The sequence below is a fragment of the Janibacter cremeus genome (assembly GCF_013409205.1).
In the GTDB taxonomy this organism is placed as follows: domain Bacteria; phylum Actinomycetota; class Actinomycetes; order Actinomycetales; family Dermatophilaceae; genus Janibacter; species Janibacter cremeus.
The window spans coordinates 2,629,586-2,653,195 of record NZ_JACCAE010000001.1; the positions used below are offsets into that span (position 1 = coordinate 2,629,586).

The 23,610-nt window shown below is 70.4% G+C and carries 24 protein-coding genes; 13 read left to right on the forward strand and 11 right to left on the reverse strand.

Features of this window, described 5'->3' with window-relative positions; translation table 11 throughout:
• The first annotated feature begins 37 nt into the window (after positions 1-37).
• Positions 38-1,120: a S8 family serine peptidase gene (locus BJY20_RS12450; RefSeq protein WP_185991833.1), complete on the forward strand. Its 1,083-nt coding sequence runs from the start codon at positions 38-40 to the stop codon at positions 1,118-1,120.
• Between the two features lie 59 nt (positions 1,121-1,179).
• Here the strand turns inward: BJY20_RS12450 and BJY20_RS12455 are convergent, their stop codons facing one another.
• A complete protein-coding gene (locus BJY20_RS12455; protein ID WP_185991834.1) occupies positions 1,180-1,800 on the reverse strand; it encodes a Maf family protein in 621 nt (206 codons plus the stop codon).
• A gap of 134 nt (positions 1,801-1,934) precedes the next feature.
• On the opposite strand from BJY20_RS12455, the gene BJY20_RS12460 reads away from it, so the two are divergent.
• On the forward strand, positions 1,935-3,206 hold the full coding sequence (locus BJY20_RS12460) for a lipase family protein (RefSeq protein WP_185991835.1): 1,272 nt from the start codon (positions 1,935-1,937) through the stop codon (positions 3,204-3,206).
• Between the two features lie 57 nt (positions 3,207-3,263).
• Here BJY20_RS12460 and BJY20_RS12465 read toward each other — a convergent pair whose 3' ends face one another.
• Entirely contained in the window at positions 3,264-4,925 is a 1,662-nt protein-coding gene (locus tag BJY20_RS12465; protein ID WP_246297643.1) for a DUF885 domain-containing protein, read from the reverse strand.
• A 73-nt stretch (positions 4,926-4,998) separates the two neighbouring features.
• Here BJY20_RS12465 and BJY20_RS12470 point away from each other — a divergent pair, with 73 nt between their 5' ends.
• Both BJY20_RS12470 and BJY20_RS12475 read left to right on the forward strand, forming a co-directional pair.
• A complete protein-coding gene (locus tag BJY20_RS12470) occupies positions 4,999-5,790 on the forward strand; it encodes a methyltransferase domain-containing protein (RefSeq protein WP_185991837.1) in 792 nt (263 codons plus the stop codon).
• A gap of 46 nt (positions 5,791-5,836) precedes the next feature.
• Positions 5,837-6,376 carry an RNase H family protein gene (locus tag BJY20_RS12475; protein WP_185991838.1) on the forward strand — a complete coding sequence of 180 codons (540 nt, stop codon included), beginning with the start codon at positions 5,837-5,839 and terminating at the stop codon, positions 6,374-6,376.
• A gap of 105 nt (positions 6,377-6,481) precedes the next feature.
• Here the strand turns inward: BJY20_RS12475 and BJY20_RS12480 are convergent, their stop codons facing one another.
• From BJY20_RS12480 to BJY20_RS12495, 4 genes are all read right to left on the reverse strand, one after another.
• Complete coding sequence (locus tag BJY20_RS12480; RefSeq protein WP_185991839.1) at positions 6,482-7,144, reverse strand: MOSC domain-containing protein; 663 nt, start codon at positions 7,142-7,144, stop codon at positions 6,482-6,484.
• Between the two features lie 67 nt (positions 7,145-7,211).
• Complete coding sequence (locus BJY20_RS12485; protein WP_185991840.1) at positions 7,212-8,192, reverse strand: hypothetical protein; 981 nt, start codon at positions 8,190-8,192, stop codon at positions 7,212-7,214.
• A gap of 121 nt (positions 8,193-8,313) precedes the next feature.
• Positions 8,314-8,571, reverse strand: coding sequence for an acyl-CoA carboxylase epsilon subunit (locus BJY20_RS16520; RefSeq protein ID WP_185991841.1), 258 nt, complete (start codon positions 8,569-8,571; stop codon positions 8,314-8,316).
• The gene (locus BJY20_RS12495; RefSeq protein ID WP_185991842.1) at positions 8,568-10,208 is read right to left on the reverse strand and encodes an acyl-CoA carboxylase subunit beta; all 1,641 of its coding nucleotides are present in this window, start codon (positions 10,206-10,208) and stop codon (positions 8,568-8,570) included. Before BJY20_RS12495 ends, BJY20_RS16520 begins: the two co-directional genes overlap by 4 nt.
• A gap of 24 nt (positions 10,209-10,232) precedes the next feature.
• Here BJY20_RS12495 and BJY20_RS12500 point away from each other — a divergent pair, with 24 nt between their 5' ends.
• Genes BJY20_RS12500 through BJY20_RS12515 form a run of 4 tightly spaced genes read left to right on the forward strand, consistent with a single transcriptional unit; the run spans position 10,233 to position 13,796 of the window.
• The gene (locus BJY20_RS12500; RefSeq protein WP_185991843.1) at positions 10,233-11,015 is read left to right on the forward strand and encodes a biotin--[acetyl-CoA-carboxylase] ligase; all 783 of its coding nucleotides are present in this window, start codon (positions 10,233-10,235) and stop codon (positions 11,013-11,015) included.
• Positions 11,016-11,038: 23 nt separating this feature from the next.
• On the forward strand, positions 11,039-12,109 hold the full coding sequence (locus tag BJY20_RS12505; protein WP_343062882.1) for an adenylate/guanylate cyclase domain-containing protein: 1,071 nt from the start codon (positions 11,039-11,041) through the stop codon (positions 12,107-12,109).
• A gap of 23 nt (positions 12,110-12,132) precedes the next feature.
• The gene (locus BJY20_RS12510; RefSeq protein WP_185991844.1) at positions 12,133-12,801 is read left to right on the forward strand and encodes a response regulator transcription factor; all 669 of its coding nucleotides are present in this window, start codon (positions 12,133-12,135) and stop codon (positions 12,799-12,801) included.
• The gene (locus tag BJY20_RS12515) at positions 12,798-13,796 is read left to right on the forward strand and encodes a sensor histidine kinase (RefSeq protein WP_343062883.1); all 999 of its coding nucleotides are present in this window, start codon (positions 12,798-12,800) and stop codon (positions 13,794-13,796) included. Before BJY20_RS12510 ends, BJY20_RS12515 begins: the two co-directional genes overlap by 4 nt.
• Before the next feature lie 6 nt (positions 13,797-13,802).
• On the opposite strand, the gene BJY20_RS12520 is transcribed toward BJY20_RS12515, so the two are convergent.
• Entirely contained in the window at positions 13,803-14,366 is a 564-nt protein-coding gene (locus BJY20_RS12520) for a GtrA family protein (RefSeq protein WP_185991845.1), read from the reverse strand.
• A 54-nt stretch (positions 14,367-14,420) separates the two neighbouring features.
• Between BJY20_RS12520 and BJY20_RS12525 the strand changes: the two genes are divergently transcribed.
• Both BJY20_RS12525 and purE read left to right on the forward strand, forming a co-directional pair.
• Positions 14,421-15,593: a 5-(carboxyamino)imidazole ribonucleotide synthase gene (locus BJY20_RS12525; protein WP_343062884.1), complete on the forward strand. Its 1,173-nt coding sequence runs from the start codon at positions 14,421-14,423 to the stop codon at positions 15,591-15,593.
• Positions 15,590-16,138, forward strand: coding sequence for a 5-(carboxyamino)imidazole ribonucleotide mutase (gene purE, locus BJY20_RS12530; RefSeq protein ID WP_185991847.1), 549 nt, complete (start codon positions 15,590-15,592; stop codon positions 16,136-16,138). Before BJY20_RS12525 ends, purE begins: the two co-directional genes overlap by 4 nt.
• A 1-nt stretch (position 16,139) precedes the next feature.
• Here purE and BJY20_RS12535 read toward each other — a convergent pair whose 3' ends face one another.
• Complete coding sequence (locus BJY20_RS12535) at positions 16,140-16,601, reverse strand: CoA-binding protein (RefSeq protein ID WP_185991848.1); 462 nt, start codon at positions 16,599-16,601, stop codon at positions 16,140-16,142.
• Between the two features lie 127 nt (positions 16,602-16,728).
• Here BJY20_RS12535 and BJY20_RS12540 point away from each other — a divergent pair, with 127 nt between their 5' ends.
• Both BJY20_RS12540 and BJY20_RS12545 read left to right on the forward strand, forming a co-directional pair.
• A complete protein-coding gene (locus tag BJY20_RS12540) occupies positions 16,729-17,904 on the forward strand; it encodes a nucleotide sugar dehydrogenase (protein ID WP_343062885.1) in 1,176 nt (391 codons plus the stop codon).
• 33 nt (positions 17,905-17,937) lie between these two features.
• Positions 17,938-19,116, forward strand: a complete 1,179-nt coding sequence (locus tag BJY20_RS12545) for an acyl-CoA dehydrogenase family protein (protein ID WP_185991850.1) — start codon at positions 17,938-17,940, stop codon at positions 19,114-19,116.
• Between the two features lie 210 nt (positions 19,117-19,326).
• Here BJY20_RS12545 and BJY20_RS12550 read toward each other — a convergent pair whose 3' ends face one another.
• Both BJY20_RS12550 and BJY20_RS12555 read right to left on the reverse strand, forming a co-directional pair.
• Complete coding sequence (locus BJY20_RS12550) at positions 19,327-20,187, reverse strand: 3-hydroxybutyryl-CoA dehydrogenase (RefSeq protein WP_185991851.1); 861 nt, start codon at positions 20,185-20,187, stop codon at positions 19,327-19,329.
• A gap of 52 nt (positions 20,188-20,239) precedes the next feature.
• Entirely contained in the window at positions 20,240-21,568 is a 1,329-nt protein-coding gene (locus BJY20_RS12555) for an LCP family protein (RefSeq protein WP_246297154.1), read from the reverse strand.
• 95 nt (positions 21,569-21,663) lie between these two features.
• Between BJY20_RS12555 and BJY20_RS12560 the strand changes: the two genes are divergently transcribed.
• Positions 21,664-22,641 carry a glycosyltransferase family 2 protein gene (locus BJY20_RS12560; protein ID WP_343062887.1) on the forward strand — a complete coding sequence of 326 codons (978 nt, stop codon included), beginning with the start codon at positions 21,664-21,666 and terminating at the stop codon, positions 22,639-22,641.
• Between the two features lie 329 nt (positions 22,642-22,970).
• Here the strand turns inward: BJY20_RS12560 and BJY20_RS12565 are convergent, their stop codons facing one another.
• Positions 22,971-23,609 (reverse strand): CoA transferase subunit B, encoded by a 639-nt coding sequence (locus BJY20_RS12565; protein WP_185991852.1) that lies wholly within the window; start codon positions 23,607-23,609, stop codon positions 22,971-22,973.
• Position 23,610 lies beyond the last annotated feature (1 nt).

A 23,610-nucleotide genomic window follows, 5' to 3' on the forward strand; every position in this document is an offset into this window, starting at 1 on the left:
ATGTCTCCGTCGTGTTCCCTGACGAAGGATCTTCACCATGCAGCGCAGCACTCGATGGATCGCACCCTTGGCGGCCGCCGCCTGCGCGGTCGGCCTCGTGGCCACCGCCGGCAGCGCCGGAGCGGCGACCAGCGACCCCCTTCGAACCGATCTGTGGGGCCTCGACCAGATCAACGCCGAGCAGTCGTGGGGTGAGTCCACCGGTGGAGGCGCCACCGTCGCGGTCGTCGACACCGGCGTCGACCTCGGCCACCCGGACCTGGCCGGCCAGCTCGTGCCGGGCGCCACCTTCTCCTGCGCGGAGGGCCATCAGGGTCCCTGCGGCGACGGTGGCTGGAAGGGCGCAGACGGTGTCGGTCAGGAGACCGACGCGCACGGCACCCACGTCGCCGGCACGATCGCCGCCCTCGCCGACAACGGCCTCGGCGTCGCGGGGGTCGCCCCGGACGCCAAGATCATGCCGATCAAGGTGCTCGAGGACGGCTCGGGTACCAATGCCGACATCGCCGAGGGGATCCGGTGGGCGGCCGACAACGGCGCGGACGTCATCAACCTCAGCCTCGGCAGCCTGCCCGGCATGCAGCTGATCGGGGCCCTGGGGCTCGACACGACCACCGTGGACGCCATCGAGTACGCCCGCGACAGGGGCACGTTGACCGTTGCAGCGGCGGGCAACACCTCCACCCTGCTGTGCAACGACCCGGCCTTCAACAGCGACTCGATCTGTGTCGGTGCGACCGACCGCAACGAGCTGAAGTCCTACTTCTCCGAGCTGCCGATCAAGCTCAGCGGGAAGTCCGTGGCCGCCCCCGGTGGCGCGGGAAGCCCGCTCGGTGGCCCCTGCGAGGACGACATCATCTCCACCGTCCCGCGCGGTACCGGTACCCCGGAGTGCGGCGGCGCGGACTACGACGCCTACGCGGGCACCTCGATGGCGACACCACACGTCGCCGGCGTCGCGGCCCTGCTCTCCGCCCAGGGGCGCTCGATGGCCGGTGTCGAGGAAGCGATCCTCACCACCGCGCGGCACCCGTTGTTCGGTACCCGCGGAGGTTTCAGCCTCATGTACGGCAAGGGCATCGTCGACGCGGAGGCCGCGGTGGGCACACCCGTGTCCTGACCGGCTGCTCGACGAAGGGCGGTGGTGGCCGATGGGCCCACCACCGCCCTTCGTCCGTGTCAGGCGGAGGCGAGGTCCCACCAGTCGACGCCGAGGTCGGCCAGCAGCCGTCGCAGCAGCGGCAGGCACAGGCCGACCACCGTGCTCGGGTGACCCTCGATCGACTCGACGAAAGGGGCACCGAACCCGTCCAGGGTGAAGGCACCCGCGACGCGCAGCGGCTCGCCGGTGGCGAGATAGCCCTCGAGCTCGGCGTCGGTGACGTCGGCGAAGTGGACCGTGGCGCTCGCCGGTGCCCCTGCCGTCCGGCCGCTGACGGGGTCGATCAGCCAGTGCCCGGTGTGCAGCACCCCCGTGCGGCCGCGCATCGAGCGCCAGCGTTGGCGGGCGACCTCGGGCGTGCCCGGCTTGCCGTGGACGGCGCCGTCGATCTCGAGTACCGAGTCGCAGGCGAGGACGAGCCGGTGGTCCCCGGCCAGGCGGCCCCTCACGGCCGCCCCCTTCGCCTCCGCCAGCACCTGGGCCAAGCCGGCGGGGGAGAGGTGCGGGTCCTGCTGCCGGGCCCGTGACTCGACCGCGTCCTCGTCGACATCGCTGACGACGACCTGCGGGTCGAGGCCGCTGGCGCGCAGCAGCCCGAGACGGGCGGGGGATGCGGAGGCGAGGACGAGCGTGTGCATGAGCACATCATCCACCGGTTGCCGCTGGGGTGACCACTCGGTAACTTGTGCCCACCCAGTGATGAGGTCGCCTGTGTCCGGGGTCAGCCCCTGACCGGTCGGGGGATCTCGCTCCCGCCACAGACAGGACGTCCATGAGTTCCCTCGCCACGCGCTCCGCCGCCGCAGCCACGCTCGCAGTCGCCATCGCCGTGCCGCTCGCCGGGACCGCCCAGGCCGGCCCGGGGGAGGTCCCCGGCACGGCCGGCGCCAGCACCCTCACCGACACGCCGGAGCCGGAGCGCCCCGACTTCTACGAGCCGCCGGCGCAGATCCCGAGCACGCCGGGGACGGTCATTCGCACCGAGCCGGCCAGTTTCCTGCTCGACCCGTTGGGCCTGTCCTCCGGCGTCGTCACGGCCACACGGGTGATGTACTCCTCGACCGACGCCGACGGGGTGCCGATCGCCGTGACCGGGACCGTCTTCGTGCCGACGAGCGACTACGTGGGCTCCTCCGAGCGACCGCTGATCTCGTACACGGCCGGTACGCAGGGGATCGCCGACCGGTGCGCACCCTCCCGCCAGATGGCGGAGCTCGTCGAGTACGAGGGCATCGGCATCGCCCGCACGGTCTCCCGCGGCTACGCGGTCGCCATGACCGACTACCAGGGGCTGGGTACTCCCGGGACGCACACCTACATGGTCCGTGCCGCCCAGGGCCATGCCTCCCTCGATATGGCCCGGGCCGCGCAGCAGTTGCAGGGCGACGACGTGGACGGCGACAACCCGGTCGGTCTGATGGGGTACTCGCAGGGTGGCGGCGCCGCTGCGGCCGCCGCCGAGCTGGCCTCGACCTACGCGCCCGAGCTGGCCATCAAGGGCTCGGCCATCGGTGCCCCGCCCGCCGACCTCGCCAAGGTCGGGGCGAACATCGACGGCGGCCTGTACAACGCCTTCGCGCTCTTCGCCTTGCTCGGTGTCGCCACGGCCGAGCACATCGACCCGGCGCCCTTGCTCAACGATGCCGGTGAGCGGGTGGCCGCGGCCGTCGAGGGGGACTGCGTCTTCGACCTCTTCAGCCACGCCTTCAAGGACAGCGGCCAGTACACCGAGAGTGGCCTGGACCTGACCGAGCTGCTCGCCACGGAGCCCTTCGCCTCAGCGGTGGAGGAGCAGCGGATCGGCACGATGGAGCCGAGCGCTCCGGTCGTGATCAACCATGCGTGGGGCGATGACGTCGTCCCCTTCGAGGTCGGCAAGCAGCTCGCGAGCGACTGGTGTGACCAGGGCTCGCGGGTGACGCTCAACCCCGGTCTGACCCCGACGCACATCGGCGGGATGATCCCGCACGTCGAGAAGTCGATGTACTTCTTCGAGAAGCGCTTCGCCGGCCGCAACACGGCCAACAGCTGCTGGCGTCTCTGACCCAATGGGCGAAGGGGGCGGTGCCGGTGATCCGGCACCGCCCCCTTCGTCGTGCGGTCAGGCGGACCCGAGCACCGCCGTGCGCAGGGTGTCCAGGCCGACGCCTCCGATGTCGAGCGCGCGACGGTGGAAGGCCCGCAGGTCGAAGTTCGCTCCCTCACGGCGGGACGTCTCCTCGCGTAGCTGCAGCCAGAGCCGCTCGCCGATCTTGTAGCTCGGAGCCTGCCCCGGCCACCCCAGGTACCGGTCCAGCTCGAAGCGAAGGAAGCCCTCGTCCATGTTGGCGTGGGCGCTGAGGAAGGACCACGCCTTGTCGTAGGTCCACTCGCCCCCACCGACCTCGGCCGGGGCCTCGAAGCCGCAGTGCACACCGATGTCCAGCACCACTCGCGCCGCACGCAGCGACTGCCCGTCGAGCAGGCCCATCCGGTTGCCGGGGTCGTCCATGTGGCCCAGCTCGGCCATGAGCCACTCCGCGTAGAGGGCCCAGCCCTCGGCATGGCCGGAGGTGAAGGCGGAGTGTCGTCGCCACCGGTTGAGCAGGCCGCGCCGGTGGACGGTCTGGCCGATCTGCAGATGGTGGCCGGGAACGCCTTCGTGGTAGACGGTCGTCAGCTCCCGCCACGTGCCGAACTGGGTGACCCCCTTCGGGACCGACCACCACATCCGCCCCGGCCGGGCGAAGTCGTCGCTCGGCCCCGTGTAGTAGATGCCGCCGGTCTGGGTGGGGGCGATCATGCACTCGATCGTGTGCACCGGCTCCGGGATGTCCAGGTGCGGGGCGACCAGATCGATGGCCTCGTCGGCCTTCTCCTGCATCCACCTCTGCAGCGCAGTGGTGCCGTGGAGCTGGTATCGGGGGTCGTCGTCGAGGATCGCGATGGCCTCCTCGGTGCTCGCACCGGGGGAGATCTGCTCGGCCACGGCGGTCATCTCGGCGGTGATCCGGGCCAGCTCCGCCTGGCCCCACGCATAGGTCTCCTCGAGATCGATCGTCGCACCGAGGAAGGCCCGTGAGTGCAGTCGGTACTTCTCGATCCCGCAGGCGTCCGCCTCGGGGGCCTTGTCGCGCAAGGGCTTCAGCCGCTCGGCGAGGTCACGGTAGGCCCCGGAAGCGGCCTCGACCGAGCGGGCCAGGTCCGTCATGACCGAGTCGGCCAGGGGCGCCCCGCCGTCGAGGCAGGCATCCCGCACCAAGCCCGCGTAGTAGCCGTCCGGGGCGGTCAGGTCGGCGCACTGGTCGATGCACCGCTCGTACTGGCGACGAGGGGCGATGTGCCCGTCCGCTGCGGCCGCGGCGAGGGAGTCGGTCCACTGCTCGAGGGCGGTCGGCACCTTGGTCATCCGGCGGGCGATGGTCGCCCAGTTGTCGCCGGTGGCGGCGGGCATCATGTCGAAGACGTCGCGCACCGCCTGCATCGGCGAGGCGAGGACGTTGATCTCACCGAGGTCCAGACCGGCCGCGTGCATCTCCTCGGCGAGGCCGAGCCGCTCGCGCATCGCCTCGAGTGTCACCCGGTCCACGTCGTCCACGGGCGTGGCGTCCTCGAGCGCGGCGAGGGTCTCCCGGCGCAGGCGGGAGACCGCGGCGAAGCCCGCTGGGGAGAAGTCGTCGAGGTCCTCGTCGCGGCCCGGGAGGCCGAGGTAGGTCGCAGCGATCGGGGACAGCTCGACCTCGGCGTCGAAGTGGGCCTCGGCGATGCGGTCGATGTCGGTCATGGGGCGGGATGTCTCGTTGCTCACCTCCCGGACGGTACCGATCTGTGGGGGTCTTCGCGCGCAGAATCGGCTCATGAGTCGATACGTGCACGGCCACACCCCGTCCGTCGTCGCCTCCCATGGCGACCGCACCGCCGAGAACTCGGCCGGGTACCTGCTCCCGTACCTCGGGCCGAGGACGCGGCTCCTCGACGTCGGGTGCGGTCCGGGATCGATCACCCTCGATCTCGCCGAGCGGGTGGGCGAGGCGGTCGGCGTCGACGGATCCGCGGCAGTCATCGAGCGGGCCCGCTCCGCGGCCGGGACGAAGGGGGATGGCCGCACCGTCTTCGAGGTGGCTGACGCGCTGGCCCTGCCCTTCGCGGACGACTCCTTCGACGTCACCCATGCCCACCAGGTGCTCCAGCACGTCGGCGACCCGGTGGCCGTGCTGCGGGAGATGGCTCGTGTGACCCGTCCGGGGGGCCTCGTCGCCGTGCGTGACGCGGACTACGAGGCGATGACCTGGGCGCCGGCCCATCCCGGGCTCACCCGCTGGCTCGACCTCTACCGGGCCGCTGCCCGCGGTGCCGGCGGCGAGCCCGACGCCGGGCGCCACCTGCTGCGGTGGTGCCACGAGGCGGGACTGGCTGATGTGAGGGCGGGCGCCTCGCTCTGGTGCTACGCCGACGACGACGCGCGGGCCTGGTGGGGCGGCCAGTGGCAGCAGCGCGCCGTGGAGTCGAACTTCCACGACGAGGTGCTCGCCCAGGGGCTGGGTGACGAGGTCACCATCGCCGAAGTCGTCGACGGGTGGCGGGCGTGGACGGACTCACCCGATGGGTGGTTCGTCATCGTCCATGGTGAGGTGCTGGCACGCGTCTGATAGGAAGACCGCAGCCGTTTCCCCCTTCGCCCCACGGAGTGACCGCATGACCCTCACTGCTGCCGCCGACGGCTCCGCCCTCGGCAACCCCGGGCCCGCCGGCTGGGGCTGGTACATCGACGAGGACCGTTGGGACCGCGGGGGATGGGCGCACGGGACGAACAACATGGGCGAGCTCATGGCCGTCCTGGACCTGCTTGAGCAGACGGCCCACCTCGACGACGACCTGCACGTCATCTGCGACAGCAAGTACGTGATCAACTCGATCACCGCGTGGATGCCCGGCTGGAAGCGCAAGGGCTGGCGCAAGAAGGACGGCAACCCGGTCCTCAACGTCGAGATCATGCAGGCGCTCGACGCGGCGATGGCCGGGCGTCGAGTGACCTTCGAGTGGGTCAAGGGCCACACCGGTCACGAGCTCAACGAGGAGGCCGACCGGCTCGCGACGAGCGCTGCCGCGGCGTGGGCGAAGGGCGCGGCGCCGGAGGCAGGACCCGGTGTCCCGGGCGCACGGTCAGGCACGGCCGAGGCAGGTGCCGAGCAGGTGACCGAGCCGGTGCAGGACGAGCCGCTCTCGCTCTTCTGACTGGCGCGCCCCTCCTGACCGTGTGATTCGAAGAAGGTTCGCGTGACAAGGGCCGCGTGTCTTCTTCGAACTACACGTCAAGGACGCGCGGGTGCCGATCAGCCGTCAGTGATCGCGCTCGAGGACGTCGACGATCTGCTGGCGCCGGTGGCCGGTGTAGACCCCGGCGTCGATGACCCTGCGGGCGAGGCCGACGTCGCCGGTCTTTGCGCGCAGGACCATCGGCAGGGTGATGCCCGACCCCGAGGGCTCGACCTCGATGCGGTTCCCGGTGCGGATGTCCCCCGGCTCGACCACGCTGAGCAGGGCGCCCGTGCGGCCGTGCTCCATGAACCGCTTGACCCAGCCGGGCTCACCCATCCACTCCCCGAAAGTCGCGCACGGCTGGCGGGTCCAGCGCACCTCGAGGACGGCGGTGCCGATGTGCCACCGGTCGCCGACCTCGGCGGCATCGACGTCGATGCCGCTCGTCGTGAGGTTCTCGCCGAAGTGCCCCTCGCGCAGCTCGCGACCCAGGACGTCGGCCCACAGGTCCAGTTCCTCACGCGCGTAGGCGTAGACGGCCCGGTCCCACCCGCCGTGGAATCGGCCATCGCCCACGTGGTCGGCCGCGACGCCGGAGACACCGTGCCCGTCGACCACGCGTCGGGGTCCGGGGTTCGCCACCGAGATCACGTCGGCGGGGTGCTTGTCGATGCCGGTGGGCCGCCCCTTCGGGACACGCTGCAGCCTCGGTCGACCGACGTTCACGGAGAGGATTCGAGGCATGGACCGAGAGTATCCGCCGGGTCGAAGAAGCGTCGCGGCTCCGGGGCCGCGACGCCTCTTCGAATGATCACCGGCGTCGGCGCAGCAGCGAGCGATAGGTGGTCGACACCTGCGCGAAGAAGGCATCGCCCTCGAGCCGCAGCCCGATGAGGTTCATCCGCAGGACCGTGTCTCCTTGCATCGTCACGGCGTTCTGCCGCAGGTGGTCGAAGGTGACCTCCAGCCCTGCTGAGTGGGCCTCGCCGTCGATCTCGAGTGCCAGGCCCACCTCCTTCCAGTAGGCATCGAGGTACCGGGACCGGCCGTCGACCCTGCGCAGGACCTGCCGGTCGGGTGGGGGCAGGCCATGCCGGCGGCACAGCGGGATGATGTCGAGCTCGCCCAGCGAGTGTGCCCCGTCAGCCGCGTCCTCGATCAGTTGGGCGACCAGCGCCCTTCGCCGTCGCCCCGGGTATGCCTCGTGGGCCTCCCGCAGATGCTCGGCGGTGACGAGGCGTTGCTGGACGGGCAGGACGAGGAAGAGGGCCGCCGCACGGTCGCTGACCGCCCACTGCGCCGCGCGCAGTGCGGCCAGGGCAGGCGGGGTGCGGGGCAGGCCGGGCAGGGTGCACTCGCCTTCGGCGCGACGGGACACCTTGTGCTGCACCACGCCGTCGATGTCGCGGACCTGGCAGAGATGGTGCAGTGACACGTGGACCATCTGGTCGCTGAGCCCGGTCACGCCCGCGAGCTGCAGCGCGGATACCCCGTCCACCCGCGCGTCGCCGCAGCTCTCGTGCACGCCGCGCCAGGCGCGAGCGCGGTCGGAGAGGACCCCGGTGTGCAGGGCGACCGTGTGCCGGCCGTGCAGCCGCCACCTGCCGGCCCGCACGTGCGCCGCGACACGGTCACGGCCGATGCCGATGGCTCTCAGCTGGGCCCGGGAGAGGACCCCGTCCGCGTCCTCGGCGGCCTCACTCGCCCGGTACAGCAGCTCTCGGGACCGGGCGGCGCGCGAGGTGGATATGGCAGTACGGTGGCTGACCGGCGCGGGATGGACCTGCTCCACGCCAGACCTGTGGAGGGCGGCGATGGCGTCGACGCGGGTGTGGCCGAGGACAACTCGAAGCAGGACCGCGGCCCAAAGGGCGCGGTCCTTCTTCGAATGCGTCGTACACGTCGTCCAGAGGTCAGCCGGGGAAGGCCGCGGCCCGCCAGGCTCCGGGGGCCGGGTGCAGTGGCGCGCGCACGAGCCGCTCGCGCGAGGCCCAGCGCGACGCGGGGCCGGGCGCCTCCTCGTCACCATCACCACCGATACCTGACAGCACCGCGACGAGCGCGGCGACCTGCTCCGTCGAGGCGTCCCCGATGACCTCGATGCGCGGCCCCGTCGGGGCCGCGGGCGTTTCGGTGTCCGGCTGCTCGTGCGTGGGTGTCGTCGATGTCACAGCGGAATGTTCCCGTGCTTCTTCGGCGGCAGCGTCTCGCGCTTGGTCTTCAGCGCGCGCAGCGCCCGGCTGACGTTCATCCGGGTGTTGCTCGGCGTGATGACCGTGTCGATGTAGCCACGCTCGGCGGCGACGTACGGGTTGGCCAGGGCGTCCTCGTAGGCGGAGATGAACTCCTGGCGTGCTGCCTCGACGTCGCGGCCCTCGTCCTCGGCGGCCTTCAGTTGCTTGCGGTAGAGGATGTTGACCGCGCCCTGGGCGCCCATGACGGCGATCTGGGCGGTCGGCCACGCGAGGTTGATGTCGGCGCCGAGGTGCTTGGACCCCATGACGTCGTAGGCGCCGCCGTAGGCCTTGCGGGTGATGACCGTGACGAGCGGGACGGTGGCCTCGGCGTAGGCGAAGATCAACTTGGCGCCGCGACGGATGATGCCGTTCCACTCCTGGTCGGTCCCCGGCAGGAAGCCCGGCACGTCGACGAAGGTCAGGACCGGGACGTTGAAGGCGTCGCAGGTGCGCACGAAGCGGGCCGCCTTCTCCGAGGCGCCGATGTCGAGCGTGCCCGCGAACTGCATCGGGTTGTTGGCGACGACGCCGACCGAACGGCCCTCGATCCGGGCGAAGCCGCAGATCATGTTCGGCGCGAAGAGCGGGTGCACCTCGAGGAAGTCGCCGTCGTCGACGACGGAGGCGATCACCTGCTTCATGTCGTAGGGCATGTTCGGTGAGTCCGGGATGATCGTGTCCAGCACCCGGTCGGTGTCGTTGACCTCGAGGTCGAGCTCCTCACCGAACATCGGCGGGTCCTCGAGGTTGTTGCTCGGCAGGTAGCTCAGCAGCGCCTTGACGTAGTCGATCGCGTCGTCCTCGTCTGCCGCCATGTAGTGCGCGACCCCGGACTTGCTGTTGTGCGTGTGCGCACCGCCGAGATCCTCGAACTCCACGTCCTCACCGGTGACGGTCTTGATGACGTCCGGGCCGGTGATGAACATGTGCGAGGTCTGGTCGACCATGACGGTGAAGTCGGTGACCGCGGGGGAGTAGACGGCGCCGCCGGCGCAGGGGCCCATGATCAGGGAGATCTGCGGGATGACACCGGAGGCGTGCACGTTGCGCTTGAAGATCTCGCCGTAGAGGCCCAGGGAGACCACACCCTCCTGGATGCGGGCACCACCGGAGTCGTTGAGCCCGACCACCGGGCAGCCGATCTTCATCGCGAAGTCCATCACCTTGGTGATCTTCTCGCCGAAGACCTCACCGAGGGAGCCACCGAAGACGGTGAAGTCCTGGGCGAAGACGGCGACCTGACGACCGTCGACCGTGCCGTAGCCGGTGACGACGCCGTCGCCGTACGGCCGGTTGGCCTCCTGGCCGAAGGCGGTCGATCGGTGGCGGGCGTACTTGTCCATCTCGACGAAGCTGCCCTCGTCGAGGAGGAGTGCGATGCGCTCACGAGCGGTCTGCTTGCCGCGGGAGTGCTGCTTCTCGACGGCGCGGGTCGAACCGGCGTTCGCGACCTCGGCCACACGACGCTTGAGGTCGGCGAGCTTGCCGGCCGTCGTGTGGATGTCGATGTCGACGGGGACGTCGGTGCCGCCGATCGACTGAGCGTCAGTGGTCTCGGTGCTCTGGGACATGGTGCGAAGCCTAACCTTGACGCTGTGCCGACCCCGATGGATGTCCAACGACTGACCAACCTGCTGCCTCCCGACGAGGGTTGGGGGGAGGTGGTGCATCTCCCCAGGGTCGGCTCGACCAACGCGGAGGCGGCCGCGCGTGGCGTGTTGTGGTCACCGGTGATCACCGAGCACCAGACGGCTGGCCGCGGCCGGCTCGGTCGCCCGTGGCAGGACACCCCGGGTGCCTCGTTGGCGATGTCCGTCGTCGTCCCTCCCGTCGCCCCCCCGGGCTGGCTGCCGCTGGCGACTGGACTGGCCGTGCGCTCCGCGCTGGTGGACGAAGGGGTGGATGCCCACCTGAAGTGGCCGAACGACGTCCTCCTGCCGGGGGACGACGGTCGAAAGGTCTGCGGCATCCTGTGCCAGTCGCAACCGGATGGTCGTGTGGTGGTGGGGATCGGCATCAACGTCGGTCACGGCCGTGGTGACCTGCCGGTCGAGACGGCCACCTCCCTTCGCCTCGTCGGTGCGCACGTCGACCGGACCACCTTGGCCGCAGCGGTGCTCACCCACCTGCGGCACCTGCACACCGCCCTGGCCGAAGGGGGGGAGCGGGCCGCGCAGGTGAGGGCGGACTATTCGGCCGCCTGCGCCACCCTGGGGCGTCGCGTCGTCGTGCACCACCCCGACGGCACCCGGGAGGAGGTCGAGACCACGGGTCTGGATCTCGACGGCTGCCTGCGTGTCATCCGGGCGCACGGCTCGGATACCGTTGCGGCAGGTGACGTGCAGCACATCCGTCTGCCCGGCGCGTCGTCCAGCTGAACCATCGATCCCACGGAGGTGCTGTGCCGTACGCCGGAGCCCACGGGCACGACCCTGACGAGCCGGGCCTGCCGGACGATGGTGCCCCGGAGGAGTTCGAGCGCGTCCTGCTCGGTCGACCCGCCTCGATGGGCCGGCGGCAGGTCTCCCGCGGCGCCGGGGTCTCGGTGCGCTCCGCCCGCAAGTTCTGGCACGCGATGGGCTTCCCCATCGTCCAGGAGGGCGATGACATGTTCACCGAGGCCGACCTGGAGGCGCTCTCGCGGGTCGCCCGGCTGGTCCGGGAGGGCGAGTTCCCCGAGGAGTTCGCGCTGTCGATGACCCGCGCTCTGGCCCGGACCATGGACCGTCTCGCCGCGTGGCAGGCCCAGCTCGTCCTCGAGGAGGTCGCCCGCCAGCGCCACGGCGACGAGGAGCCGACCGAGGATGAGGCCGTGGGGGACTCCGAGGTCGCGGCCGCCTGGCTCTCCGGTCTCGCCGACGAGGTCGAGCCCCTGCTGCTCTACGTGTGGCGCCGACAGCTGACCGCGACCATCCAGCGACTGCTGACCGTCGAGGAGGACGCCGGCCGCATGTCGGTCATCGGCTTCGCCGACCTGGTCAACTTCACCTCCGTCGTTCGGCGTCTGACCGAGAGGGACCTGGCCCGGCTGGTCCAGCGCTTCGAGGACCTGTGCACCGACATCGTCACCGCCCACGGCGGACGAGTCATCAAGACCGTGGGTGACGAGGTGCTTTTCCAGACCTTCGAGGTCGCCCCCGCGGCCGCCATCGCGCTCGATCTCGTCGAGGCCATGACCGAGGACGACCTGCTCCCGCAGGCCCGGATCGGTATGGCCCACGGTCCGGTCGTGCGCCGGCTCGGCGACGTCTTCGGCACGACGGTCAACCGCGCCAGCCGCCTGACCGCCGTCGCCCCACCCGGCGGCGTCTACGTCGACGACGCCCTCACTCGGTTGCTCGAGCCGCTCAGCGGATTCGCCACCGTCCCGACCCGCCGCCGTTCACTCCGAGGGATCGGGGAGGTCGTCCCGAGCCGCCTCGTGAGGGTCACCGGAGCGCGACGCGCCACCGATGTCACCGCGCACGTCTGAGGATGAGTTCCTATGATCCGACCATGACCCGAGTGCTGCTGGCCGAAGACGACACCGCCATCTCCGACCCATTGGCACGTGCGCTCGTGCGCGAGGGGTACGACGTGAGCGTGCATTCCGACGGTCGCGAGGCCCTCGACGTCGCCCTCGGCACACCGCCCGACCTGCTGGTCCTGGATCTCGGTCTGCCGACCCTTGACGGGCTCGAGGTGTGCCGTCGCCTGCGCGCCACGGGTTCCGACGTGCCGGTCCTGATCCTGACCGCCCGCGCCGACGAGGTGGACACCGTCGTCGGGCTCGACGCAGGGGCCGATGACTACGTCACCAAGCCCTTCCGCCTGGCGGAGCTGATGGCCCGGGTGCGTGCGCTGCTGAGGCGACGCAACGACGAGGCGATCGAGCCGAGCGGGCCGCTGCGCATGGACCTCGACAGCCGCCGCGTGTGGTTCCACGGCGAGGAACTGCCACTGACGGCCAAGGAGTTCTCCGTGCTCAGCGTCCTGGTGCGTGAGCGAGGACGTGTCGTCACCCGTGAGCAGCTGATGGGTGAGGTCTGGGAGACCGAGTGGTACGGCTCGACCAAGGCCCTGGACATGCACATCTCCGTCCTGCGCCGCAAGCTCGGCGACGACGTCTCGGACCCGACGCACATCGCGACGGTGCGCGGGGTCGGATTCCGATTCGACTCGTGACCTACGGCTCGCTGGTCCGTTGGCTGCTCGTCTCGGTGGCCGTCGGTGGCGCGGCGGTCACTGCCCTGGTGCTGGGACCCGTCTTCTTCGTCGTCGCCGGCGGCGGGGCCGTCCTCGGTCTTGAACCCCCGGTCTGGGTCGTCCTCGCGCCGGCGGCCGGTGCGGCGATCGCCGGTCTCGCGGCCCTGACCGTGCTCCGGGTGATCGACCGGCGTCGATCGCGGGGCCTGACCTTCATCACCCACCAGATCGAGACGATCCGCGAGGGGGGCGGTGCCCTTCCTCGCTCCAACGTCGGCCTGGCCGACATCGACGCGACGACGCAGGCGATCGCGCGTCTGGCCGGCGAGCTGGCACGCCAGCGCGCGCTCGACCAGGACTTCGCTGCTGATGCCTCGCACCAGCTGCGCACACCCCTGACGGCCCTGCTGATGCGCCTGGAGGAGATCGCCGAGACCGACGATCTCGACGACATCCGCGACGAGGCGGCCGTGGCCGTGACCCAGGTCGAGCGTCTGAGCGGGGTCGTCGACACGCTGCGTTCCCGCACGCAGGACGGCGGCGAGGTCCCGGAGATCTCGCTGGACTCGGTGCTCGCCGGCCTGCAGAGGGAGTACCAGCCGGCCTTCACCGCCGCGCACCGCACGATGCGCGTGGACGGGCCCCCCGGCCTGGCGGTGAGGTGTGCGCCGATGGACCTCTCGCAGATCCTGCAGGGCCTCATCGAGAACTCCCTGGCCCACGGCGCCGGCCTCGTGACGATCACCATGCGCGGATCGGGCGGGTCAGTCGTCCTCGAGGTCCAGGACGAGGGCGAAGGGATCCCCAGCGCGATCGCGCCGCACATCTTCGAGCGCTCGGTGACCTCGAGCGGATCCGGTCTCGGTCTCGGACTGGCGCGACAGCTCGCCGAGCGCAACGGCGGGCGCCTGGAGCTGGTGCAGGCCCAGCCCGCCGTCTTCGCCGTCTTCCTCTCCGGACCCGGGCGGCGCTGAGCCGACTCAGCTCGGGGTGTCGTTGATGCCGGTCTCGTCCGCGCGAATGCTCTCGTGGTGCAGCGGTGAGGTGTCGACGTCCATCGGCTCGTCGACGAAGACGAAGCGGCGGTAGGCCCAGAAGCGGAAGAGGGTGCCCAGGCCGATCCCGAAGATCGTTGCCACGTTGTCGGACAGACGCGAGGTCAGGCCGAGACCGTAGTGCGAGAGGACCAGCGTCAGGGTCGAGATGGCCAGCGCCACGCCGTTGACGAGGAAGAAGAGCGACACCTCATGGTGTGCGGGACGGGAGCGCCGGTGGGCGAACGTCCACAAGCGGTTGCCCAGCCACGCGAAGAGGGTCGCCACGACCCCGCTGATGATCCGGGCTGTGGTGACCTTGCCCTCGAGGACCGTGTGCGTCAGCAGGTTCATCCCGCCGATGTCGATGACGAAGGCCACGGCGCCGATGACGCCGAACTTGGCGATCTCGTGCCAGAGCGTGTCGATGAGGCCGGCCAGTCGCCCGGGCGCGCGCTCGCGGGGCACGTCGGCGGAGGCGCCTGCCGGCGGCTGCGTGGAATCGGCCATCTCCAGCAGGGTAGACGCGGCATGCCCGAACCGAGGCATCGTAGGGTTCTCATCGTGTCGATACCCCACCGTGCCCCTGGAGGATTTCCCGTCGTCGGCATCATCGGCGGCGGTCAGCTCGCCCGGATGTGCGTCGGGCCCGCGACGGAGCTGGGGCTGACCCTCTCCGTGCTCGCCGAGGACGCGCACTCCAGCGCGGCGCTCGTCATCCCCTCGTCACCGGTCGGCGAGCACACCGATGTCGAGGCGGTGCTGGCCTTCGCCCGCGAGTGCGACGTGGTCACGTTCGACCACGAGCACGTGCCCGCGGACGTGCTGCAGGCCCTCGTGGACGACGGCATCGCCGTCCACCCGTCGCCCGCTGCCCTGCAGCACGCCCAGGACAAGCTCGTCATGCGCGACGCCCTGACGGCGGCCGGGATGCCCTGCCCCCGCTGGACCGCGGCCTCCACCGCCGAGGAGGTCACCGCCTTCGCCGCACAGGTCGGGTGGCCGATCGTCGCCAAGACCCCCCGGGGCGGCTACGACGGGAAGGGGGTTCTCGTCGCCGAGAGCGTGGATGACCTCGACGAGTGGCTGGTCACCGCGGCCGGCCGCGGTGAGCCGTTGCTCGTGGAGGAGGCCGTCCCCTTCGTCCGGGAGCTGGCGGTCCTGATCGCCCGCAGCCCCTCCGGGCAGGCGGCTGCGTGGCCGGTGGTCGAGACCGTCCAGACGGACGGCATCTGCACCGAGGTCATCGCTCCCGCCCCCGACCTGTCCGAGGACACCGCCCGCACCGCGACCCTCGTCGGTCTGGACATCGCCGCGACGCTCGAGGTCACCGGGGTGATGGCCGTCGAGCTCTTCGAGCTCGCTGACGGCCGCGTGCTCGTCAACGAGCTGGCCATGCGTCCGCACAACTCGGGCCACTGGAGCATGGACGGCGCCGTGACCGGGCAGTTCGAGCAGCACCTGCGGGCCGTGCTCGACCTGCCACTAGGCTCACCCCGGCCGCGGGCCCGGTGGACCGTCATGGGCAATGTCCTCGGGGGGGAGCACCCCGACCTCTACCCGACCTACCGCCACCTCATGGCCCGCGACCCCGAGCTCAAGATCCACCTCTACGGCAAGGGCGTGCGGCCGGGGCGCAAGATCGGGCACGTCAACGTCTGCGGCGACGACCTGGCCGACCTGCGCGAGCGCGCGCAGCACGCGGCCGACTACATCCAGGGAGTGATCACGCAATGAGCAACGAGAGCACCGAGGCCCGCACGGACGAGACGACCCCACGCGTCGCTCTGGTCATGGGCAGCGACAGCGACTGGCCGACCATGGAACCGGCGGCCCTGGTCCTCGACGACCTCGGGATCGCCTACGAGGCGGACGTGGTCTCGGCGCACCGGATGCCCACGGAGATGATCGAGTACGGGCAGCAGGCACAGGTGCGCGGGTTGCGGGTGATCATCGCCGGTGCCGGGGGAGCGGCGCACCTCCCGGGGATGCTGGCGTCGGTGACGACCCTTCCGGTCGTCGGCGTCCCGGTCCCCCTGAAGCACCTCGACGGGATGGACTCCCTGCTGTCGATCGTGCAGATGCCCGCCGGCATCCCCGTCGCGACGATGGCGGTCGGCGGCGCCCGCAACGCGGGTCTGATGGCCGCGCGGATCCTCGGGGCCGGCGAGGGCGAGGAAGCGGCGCGGCTGCGTTCGTCGCTGGCGCAGTTCGCAGCGGAACTGGCCGCGCAGGCCCGGGCGAAGGGGGAGCGGCTGCGCGAGCGCAGATCGGCCGGCTAGATCAACGGGCCGCGCCCTCGCCCCGCAGCCTGCGCCACTCGATCTTCGGGCAGGTGTTCATCACGACCAGCAGCCCGGCTTCCCGGGCGCGGTCGGCGGCGGCCGGGTCCTCGACGCCCAGCTGCATCCAGATGGCATCGATCTGCAGGCGGTCCTTGTTGGCGATGACCTCATCGACGACCCCGCCGACGTGCTCGGAGTTGACGAAGCAGTCCACGACCTTGATGTCGGTGTCCGGGATGTCGGACACCGTCGCGTAGCCGGTATCGCCGTCGACGGTCTCCGCCGACGGGTGCACGGGGATGATCGCCTTGTGCATCTCCTTCTTGAGCCATTGCGCGACTCGGAGGGCGTCGCGGTCGTCGTTGTTGCTCAGGCCCACGACGACCCACCTCCCGGGGTCGGCAATGAGGCGTCGCATCGTCTCGGTGTTGTTCGTGTGCGTGAGGCTCATGTGGCCCATCCAACGCCGACCGCACGCGGGAATCAATGGCCCGCGCCAGCCGGGTCGCGGATTGTGTGACGCGCAGGAGACAATTTCGTCGTGGGGTGCCTTCCCCAGACCTTCTGCGAGCCCTGTGAGGAACCACGTGACCACGAAGATCGCCGTCGTCGGGACCGGCTACGTCGGCCTGTCCATGGCCGTCCTTCTTGCCCAGCACAACGAGGTCGTGGGCTTCGACATCGATGCCCGTCGGGTCGAGATGCTGGGGCGTGGGCACAGCCCGATCGAGGACGAGGAGATCGACCACTTCCTCGCCCACCGTGACCTCGACCTGACCTTCACGCTGGAGAAGGAGAGGGCATACAGCGGGGCCGACTTCGTCGTCATCGCGACGCCGACGGACTACGACCCGCAGACCAACTACTTCGACACCAGCTCGGTCGAGGGCGTGATCAGGGACGTCATGGCGGTCAACCCCACGGCCGTCATGGTCATCAAGTCGACCATCCCCGTCGGTTTCACCGCGGCCCTGCGGGAGAAGCTGGGTACCGACAACCTCATCTTCAGCCCCGAGTTCCTGCGTGAGGGGCAGGCCCTGCGGGACAACCTTCACCCCAGCCGCATCGTCGTCGGGGAGGTGAGTGAGCGGGCACGTCACTTCGCCGACCTGCTCGTCGCCGGGGCGCAGGACAGCGACGTCCCCGTGCTGCTCACGGACGCCAACGAGGCCGAGGCGATCAAGCTCTTCGCCAACACGTACCTGGCCATGCGGGTGGCCTACTTCAACGAGCTGGACACCTTCGCCGCGACCAACGGACTGAACACCCGTCAGATCATCGACGGCGTCGGTCACGACCCGCGGATCGGCACGCACTACAACAACCCGTCCTTCGGCTACGGCGGGTACTGCCTGCCCAAGGACACCAAGCAGTTGCTGGCCAATTACCACGAGGTCCCGCAGAACCTCATGCAGGCCATCGTCGACTCCAACCGCACCCGCAAGGACTTCGTCGCCGAGGACATCCTGGCGCGCGGGCCGCGGGTGGTGGGTGTGCACCGGTTGATCATGAAGGCCGGCTCGGACAACTTCCGGGCCTCCTCGATCCAGGGGATCATGAAGCGTCTGAAGGGCAAGGGCGTCGAGGTGCTCATCTACGAGCCGGTGATGCAGGAGGAGACCTTCTTCGGCTCGCGGGTCGTGCGTGACCTCGAGGAGTTCAAGGCGGCCTGCGACGTCATCATCGCCAACCGACGCACCCCCGCCCTGACCGACGTCGCGGACAAGATCTACACCCGTGACCTCTTCGGCACCGACTCCTGACGCCAGACGTCGACACGGGTAGCATCACCAGTCGTGAGCGCCAACCCAGACTTCGACCTGTTCCGCACCTCCGAGGACCACGAGACCATCCGCGAGGCGGTGAGGGCGATCGCGGAGGACAAGATCGCCCCCTTCGCCGCGGCGGTGGACGAGGAGTCCCGCTTCCCGGCGGAGGCCAACAAGGCCCTCATCGACGCCGACTTCCACGCGGCCCACGTCGCGGAGGAGCACGGTGGCGTCGGTGCGGACGCCCTCGCGGTGTCCATCATCATCGAGGAGGTCGCGCGCGTCTGTGCCTCGTCCTCGCTCATCCCCGCGGTGAACAAGCTCGGCTCGATGCCGGTCATCCTGGCCGGGTCCGAGGAGCTCAACGCGAGGTACATGCCGCGACTGGCGAAGGGGGAGGGATTCTCCTACGGCCTGTCCGAGCGGGAGGCCGGCTCCGACACCGCCGGGATGAAGTGCAAGGCCACCCGGGACGGCGACGACTGGGTCCTCAATGGGCAGAAGGCGTGGATCACCAACGCCGGTGAGTCCGAGCTGTACACGGTCCTGGCCGTCACCGACCCGGACGGGCCGCGTGGCAACAACATCTCCGCCTTCGTGGTGGAGAAGTCCGACGAGGGCTTCGGCTTCTCGGAGAAGGAGCGCAAGCTCGGCATCAAGGGATCGCCCACCCGCGAGCTGCACTTCGACAGCTGCCGCATCCCCGGCGATCGCATCGTCGGTGCCGAGGGCGAGGGCCTGAAGATCGCGCTGCGCACGCTGGACCACACCCGTGTGACGATCGGCGCCCAGGCCGTCGGCATCGCACAGGGGGCTCTGGACGAGGCTCTCGCCTACGTCAAGGAGCGCAAGCAGTTCGGCAAGCACATCGCCGACTTCCAGGGCATCCAGTTCATGCTGGCTGACATGGCGATGGAGCTCGAGGCAGCCCGCCAGATGGTCTATGTGGCCTCGGCCAAGTCCGAGCGCCACGACGACGACCTGCCCTTCTTCGGTGCAGCGGCCAAGGCGTTCGCCTCCGACGTCGCCATGAAGGTCACGACCGACGCCGTCCAGCTGCTCGGTGGTGCCGGCTACACACGTGACTTCCCGCTGGAGCGGATGATGCGCGACGCCAAGATCACCCAGATCTACGAGGGCACCAATCAGGTCCAGCGGGTCGTGATGGCACGTCAGCTTCTCAAGGGCCTGCCGACCTCGCGCTGAACTCTGGCATGCACGGACGGCGGATGGCGCCGGCACTTGGCGCACCGCCCGGACTCCTTGGCCCGGGCGCTCGCCGTGTCGTGACGGTCCGGGCGGCGGCCTGAGTCGTGCGCGACCCCATCCATCGTCCGTGTCGGTCACCGCTCCATCCGCTGGTCCCGCGGACGCCACGAAGGCCCCCGCTCGGTGAGCGGGGGCCTTCGTCGTGAATCAGCCGTCGTAGGTGTAGAACCCACGCCCGACCTTGCGGCCGAGCAGGCCCGCGTCGACCATGCGGGCGAGCAGCGGCGGGGGAGCGTAGAGCGGCTCCTTGAACTCCTCGTAGAGCGACTGGGCGACCGCCATCGTCGTGTCCAGGCCGATCAGATCCGCCAGGGCCAGAGGGCCCTGCGGGTGGGCAGCACCGAGCACGAAGCCCTGGTCGATGTCCTCGGCGGTGGCGAAGCCGGACTCGTACATCCGGATCGCGCTGAGGATGAACGGGATGAGCAGGCTGTTGACGACGAAACCGGCCCGGTCCTGACAGGTGATCGCGTGCTTGCCCAGCTTGCCGTCGACGTAGGCGCGGGCACGCTCCGTCGTCTCCTCGGCCGTCATCAGGGAGGGGACGAGCTCGACGAGCTTGAGCACGGGTACCGGGTTGAAGAAGTGCACGCCGAGGACGTTGCCCGGGCGCTTGGTCACGGTCGCGAGCTTCATGATCGGGATCGAGCTGGTGTTGGAGGCCAGGATCGCCTCGGGCGACTCGACGATCTCGTCGAGCTGCTTGAAGAGGTCGACCTTCGCGGACTCGTCCTCGACGATGGCCTCGACGACCATGTCCCGGTCGGCGAGCTGACTCAGCTCGGTGACGACCCGGATGCGCGCGAGGACGGCGTCCGCGCTGTCGAGCCGCCCACGCTCCTCGGCCCGCCGCAGCGACTTCTCCAGTCGACCACGGCCGGCGTCGGCGCGTTCCTGACTCGACTCCACGACGACGACGTCCGAGCCGGCGCGAGCGCACACCTCGGCGATACCCGCGCCCATGAGGCCGCATCCCACGACCCCGATTGCGTCCATGCTGTTGTCCATGGCAGTCACACTAACGTCCGTGTGACCACGCTCACGCGGCCGGGGGCAGGCATCAACCGTCGTCGGGCGTGATCGACAGCGGCTCGTCTGCCCGCAGGTCGGCGAAGAGCTGCTCTGCCCGGGCCTCGTCCCACTGCACGGCCGTCCCGGCCGGAGTCGGCAGGCTGGTGTTGCTGGTGGGGACGGCCAAGGAGTTGCCGTCACCCGAGGAGATCCCGCGGAACGCCCACAGCGCCAGCGCCGTGCTGATCATCGAGTCGTCCTCGCCCACGGTCAGTGCGCCGGCGCTCGAGGTGCCCAGGGCGTGCACGCGCCACGGGAGCAGCAGGTTGGCCGGGGAAATGACCTTGTCCGTCAGGGCGCCGAGGAACTCTCGCTGGCGCTGGGCCCGACCAAGGTCGCCCTTGGGATCGGAGTAGCGGGCTCGCACGTAGCCCAGGGCGGTCTTGCCGTCGAGGACCTGGCACCCGGGCTGGAGGTTGATGTGTGCCTTCTCGTCGTCCATGGCGTTCTTGACGCAGATCTCGACCCCGTCCACGGCATCGACGACGTGGGCGAAACCGCCGAAGCCGATCTCCATGTAGCCGTCCATCTTCAGGCCGGTGTTGTGCTCGATCGTCTCGGTTAGCAGCTCCGCGCCGCCGATGCTGAAGGAGGCGTTGATCTTGTTCATCCCGTGGCCGGGGATCTCGACATAGGAGTCGCGGGGGATCGACACCAGTGTCGAGGGGCCGCTGCCGGTGTGCAGCACGAGGATCGAGTCGGTGCGGGCACCCCCGGTGTCGCTCCCGGTGCCGAGCCGCTTCTGCTCATCCGAGGTCAGCCCGGCGCGGGAGTCGCTGCCGACGAGGAGGACGTTGCGTCCATCGCTGGAGGGGCGGTCGCCGTCCGGGGAGGCATCGACCTTGCCGACCTGGGCCCACGAGGCACTGACGGCCCAGAACATGCCGGCGACCCAGGCCAGGACGAGGACGAGCAGTACCGACACGAACGTGCGGCCCGGCCGTCGGCGCCGAGGACGAGCGGGGCCGCGCCCCCCGGCGCCACCGGCTCCCCCCGTGCCGCCCGTGGCGCGCGCGGGCCGGCCGCCATGTGGACCCTCTCCGGCGGGGCGCGAGGGGGGAGTCCCGGTGGGCATCACCCGGGTGCTGGGCTCGCCCCCGCTCGCCGGAGGACGTCGCGCAGCGTGGGGACGCTGGGCCGACTGGCCGCCACCGGCCGGACGTGCCGGACGCTCGCGCCGGCCGGTCGGGATCGCCCGGGCCGTGTCGTCACCGTCTCGACGGCCTCGTCGGGCGTCGAAGACGATCGCGTCGTCGTCGCGGCCTCCGGACGGGGGGTCGCCGGAGGGCCGACGGGGGCGGGAGGGGCGATCAGGCATGCGAACGAGGATATGAGCAAAAGAGCCCGCAACCCGCATGATGCGAGCGGCGAGTCCCGGGAGCGGTGGTCGTGACCTTGTCCATACTGGAGCCCGTGTCTTCCCGAGTGAGCGTCATCATGCCCGTCCTGGACGAGGAGCGGCACCTCGCGGAGTCGGTCCGGCAGATCCTGCGTCAGGACTGGCCCGGCGAGCTGGAGATCGTGCTCGCCGTCGGTCCGTCGAGTGACCGGACCGCCGAGGTCGCGGCCGAGCTGGCGGCGGCGGACCCCCGGGTGCGGGCCGTGCCCAATCTCTCCGGGCGCACCCCGGATGCGCTCAATGCCGCGATCGCCGCGTCGAGCGGGGAGATCATCGCGCGGGTGGATGCGCATGCCGAGATTCCGAGGGACTACCTGAGCACCGCCGTCGCGACCCTGGCGCAGACGGGGGCCGACAACGTCGGCGGGGTCATGAACGCGGTCGGGGTCAGCGACCTCGAGCGCGCGATCGCCTGTGCGATGAAGTCCCCCCTGGGTGTCGGCGGCGCCCGGTTCCACACCGGAGGGGGAGCCGGGGAGGCGGACACCGTCTACCTCGGGGTCTTCCGCAGGGAAGCACTCGAGCGGGTCGGTGGCTACGACCCGCACTTCGCCCGTGCCCAGGACTGGGAGATGAACCACCGCATCCGCGCCGGCGGTGGCCGGGTGTGGTTCACCCCCGACCTCGTCGTCACCTACCGGCCCCGGTCCACCGTGAGGCGGCTGGCCGATCAGTACTTCAACTACGGACGCTGGCGTCGCGTCGTCGCCCGCCAGCACCCCGGCACGGCGAACGCCCGCTACCTGGCCCCGCCCGCCATGGTCGTGGGTACCCTCGCGGCCGGCGTCCTGGGCATCGCGTGGCGGCCCGCGTGGTTGGTCCCCGCCGGTTACGCGGCGGCCGTCTCCGTCGGCGGCTGGCTCATCGCGAAGGGAGAGCCCGCCCCCGTGCGTGCCCGCGTCCCCCTCGCGATCGTCACCATGCACTGGTCCTGGGGGATCGGTTTCCTCACCAGCCCCAAGAACCTCGCCAAGCCGGACCACAAGGCCTGAGGCGGCCCACCCTTTTTGCCCCGGAGGTCTTGGGGCGACCGGGAAGCCGCGATCTGACCGCGAAATGATGTGGTCATCCGAAGGCTTCACGGCCCGATCGAGGTATCCCGGCCATGATGGCGAAGGAGGGATGGGTTCCCAGCGGACGGGGGAAGGGTGAGGTCGGCACGACTCAGCGCGGACCGGGGACGGCCCCACGGCGCGCAGCCCAAGGGCCGCGCCCCACCCCTTCGTCGGGAGCGGTGGCACGGCCCCACTGCGCGCAGCCCAAGGGCCGCGCCCCACCCCTTCGTCGGGAGCGGTGGCACTGCCCGGTGGGGCTCGGAAGGTCAGGTCAAGTCGACGGTGAGGCTCGCCCCCGTCTTCTCGCGAACCTCGTCCTCGGTCACACCGGGGGCGAGGTCGCGCAGGACGAGACCGTCGTCGGTGACGTCGATGACGGCCAGGTCGGTGATGATCCGTTGGACGACGCCCTTGCCGGTCAGGGGCAACTCACACTCCGGGAGGATCTTCGGGGTGCCGTCCTTGGCGGTGTGGTCCATGAGGACGATGACCTTCTTGGCGCCGTGGACGAGGTCCATCGCGCCGCCCATGCCCTTGACCATCTTGCCGGGGATCATCCAGTTGGCGATGTCGCCGTTCTCGGCGACCTGCATGGCACCGAGGATCGCCGCGTCGACCTTCCGGCCGCGGATCATCCCGAAGCTCGTGGCCGAGTCGAAGATCGAGGCGCCCTTGCGCAGGGTCACGGTCTCCTTGCCGGCGTTGATCAGGTCGGCGTCGATGTCCGCCTCGGTGGGGTAGGGACCGACGCCGAGGATGCCGTTCTCGGACTGCAGGACGATCTCGACGTCGTCGGGCACGTAGTTCGGCACGAGCGTCGGCATGCCGATGCCGAGGTTGACGTAGTCGCCGTCCTGGAGTTCCCGGGCCGCGCGCTCGGCCATCTGCTCACGGGTGAGTGCCATC

Bases quoted from the DNA above. Each gene is read 5' to 3' on its own strand.
- BJY20_RS12475 (WP_185991838.1), top strand. From the start codon at position 5,837: ATGACCCTCACTGCTGCCGCCGACGGCTCCGCCCTCGGCAACCCCGGG.
- BJY20_RS12520 (WP_185991845.1), bottom strand. From the start codon at position 14,366: ATGGCCGATTCCACGCAGCCGCCGGCAGGCGCCTCCGCCGACGTGCCC.
- BJY20_RS12450 (WP_185991833.1), top strand. From the start codon at position 38: ATGCAGCGCAGCACTCGATGGATCGCACCCTTGGCGGCCGCCGCCTGC.
- purE (WP_185991847.1), top strand. From the start codon at position 15,590: ATGAGCAACGAGAGCACCGAGGCCCGCACGGACGAGACGACCCCACGC.
- BJY20_RS12470 (WP_185991837.1), top strand. From the start codon at position 4,999: ATGAGTCGATACGTGCACGGCCACACCCCGTCCGTCGTCGCCTCCCAT.
- BJY20_RS12535 (WP_185991848.1), bottom strand. From the start codon at position 16,601: ATGGGCCACATGAGCCTCACGCACACGAACAACACCGAGACGATGCGA.
- BJY20_RS12455 (WP_185991834.1), bottom strand. From the start codon at position 1,800: ATGCACACGCTCGTCCTCGCCTCCGCATCCCCCGCCCGTCTCGGGCTG.
- BJY20_RS12555 (WP_246297154.1), bottom strand. From the start codon at position 21,568: ATGCCTGATCGCCCCTCCCGCCCCCGTCGGCCCTCCGGCGACCCCCCG.
- BJY20_RS12480 (WP_185991839.1), bottom strand. From the start codon at position 7,144: ATGCCTCGAATCCTCTCCGTGAACGTCGGTCGACCGAGGCTGCAGCGT.
- BJY20_RS12495 (WP_185991842.1), bottom strand. From the start codon at position 10,208: ATGTCCCAGAGCACCGAGACCACTGACGCTCAGTCGATCGGCGGCACC.
- BJY20_RS12510 (WP_185991844.1), top strand. From the start codon at position 12,133: ATGACCCGAGTGCTGCTGGCCGAAGACGACACCGCCATCTCCGACCCA.
- BJY20_RS12460 (WP_185991835.1), top strand. From the start codon at position 1,935: ATGAGTTCCCTCGCCACGCGCTCCGCCGCCGCAGCCACGCTCGCAGTC.
- BJY20_RS12550 (WP_185991851.1), bottom strand. From the start codon at position 20,187: ATGGACAACAGCATGGACGCAATCGGGGTCGTGGGATGCGGCCTCATG.
- BJY20_RS12565 (WP_185991852.1), bottom strand. From the start codon at position 23,609: ATGGCACTCACCCGTGAGCAGATGGCCGAGCGCGCGGCCCGGGAACTC.
- BJY20_RS12465 (WP_246297643.1), bottom strand. From the start codon at position 4,925: ATGACCGACATCGACCGCATCGCCGAGGCCCACTTCGACGCCGAGGTC.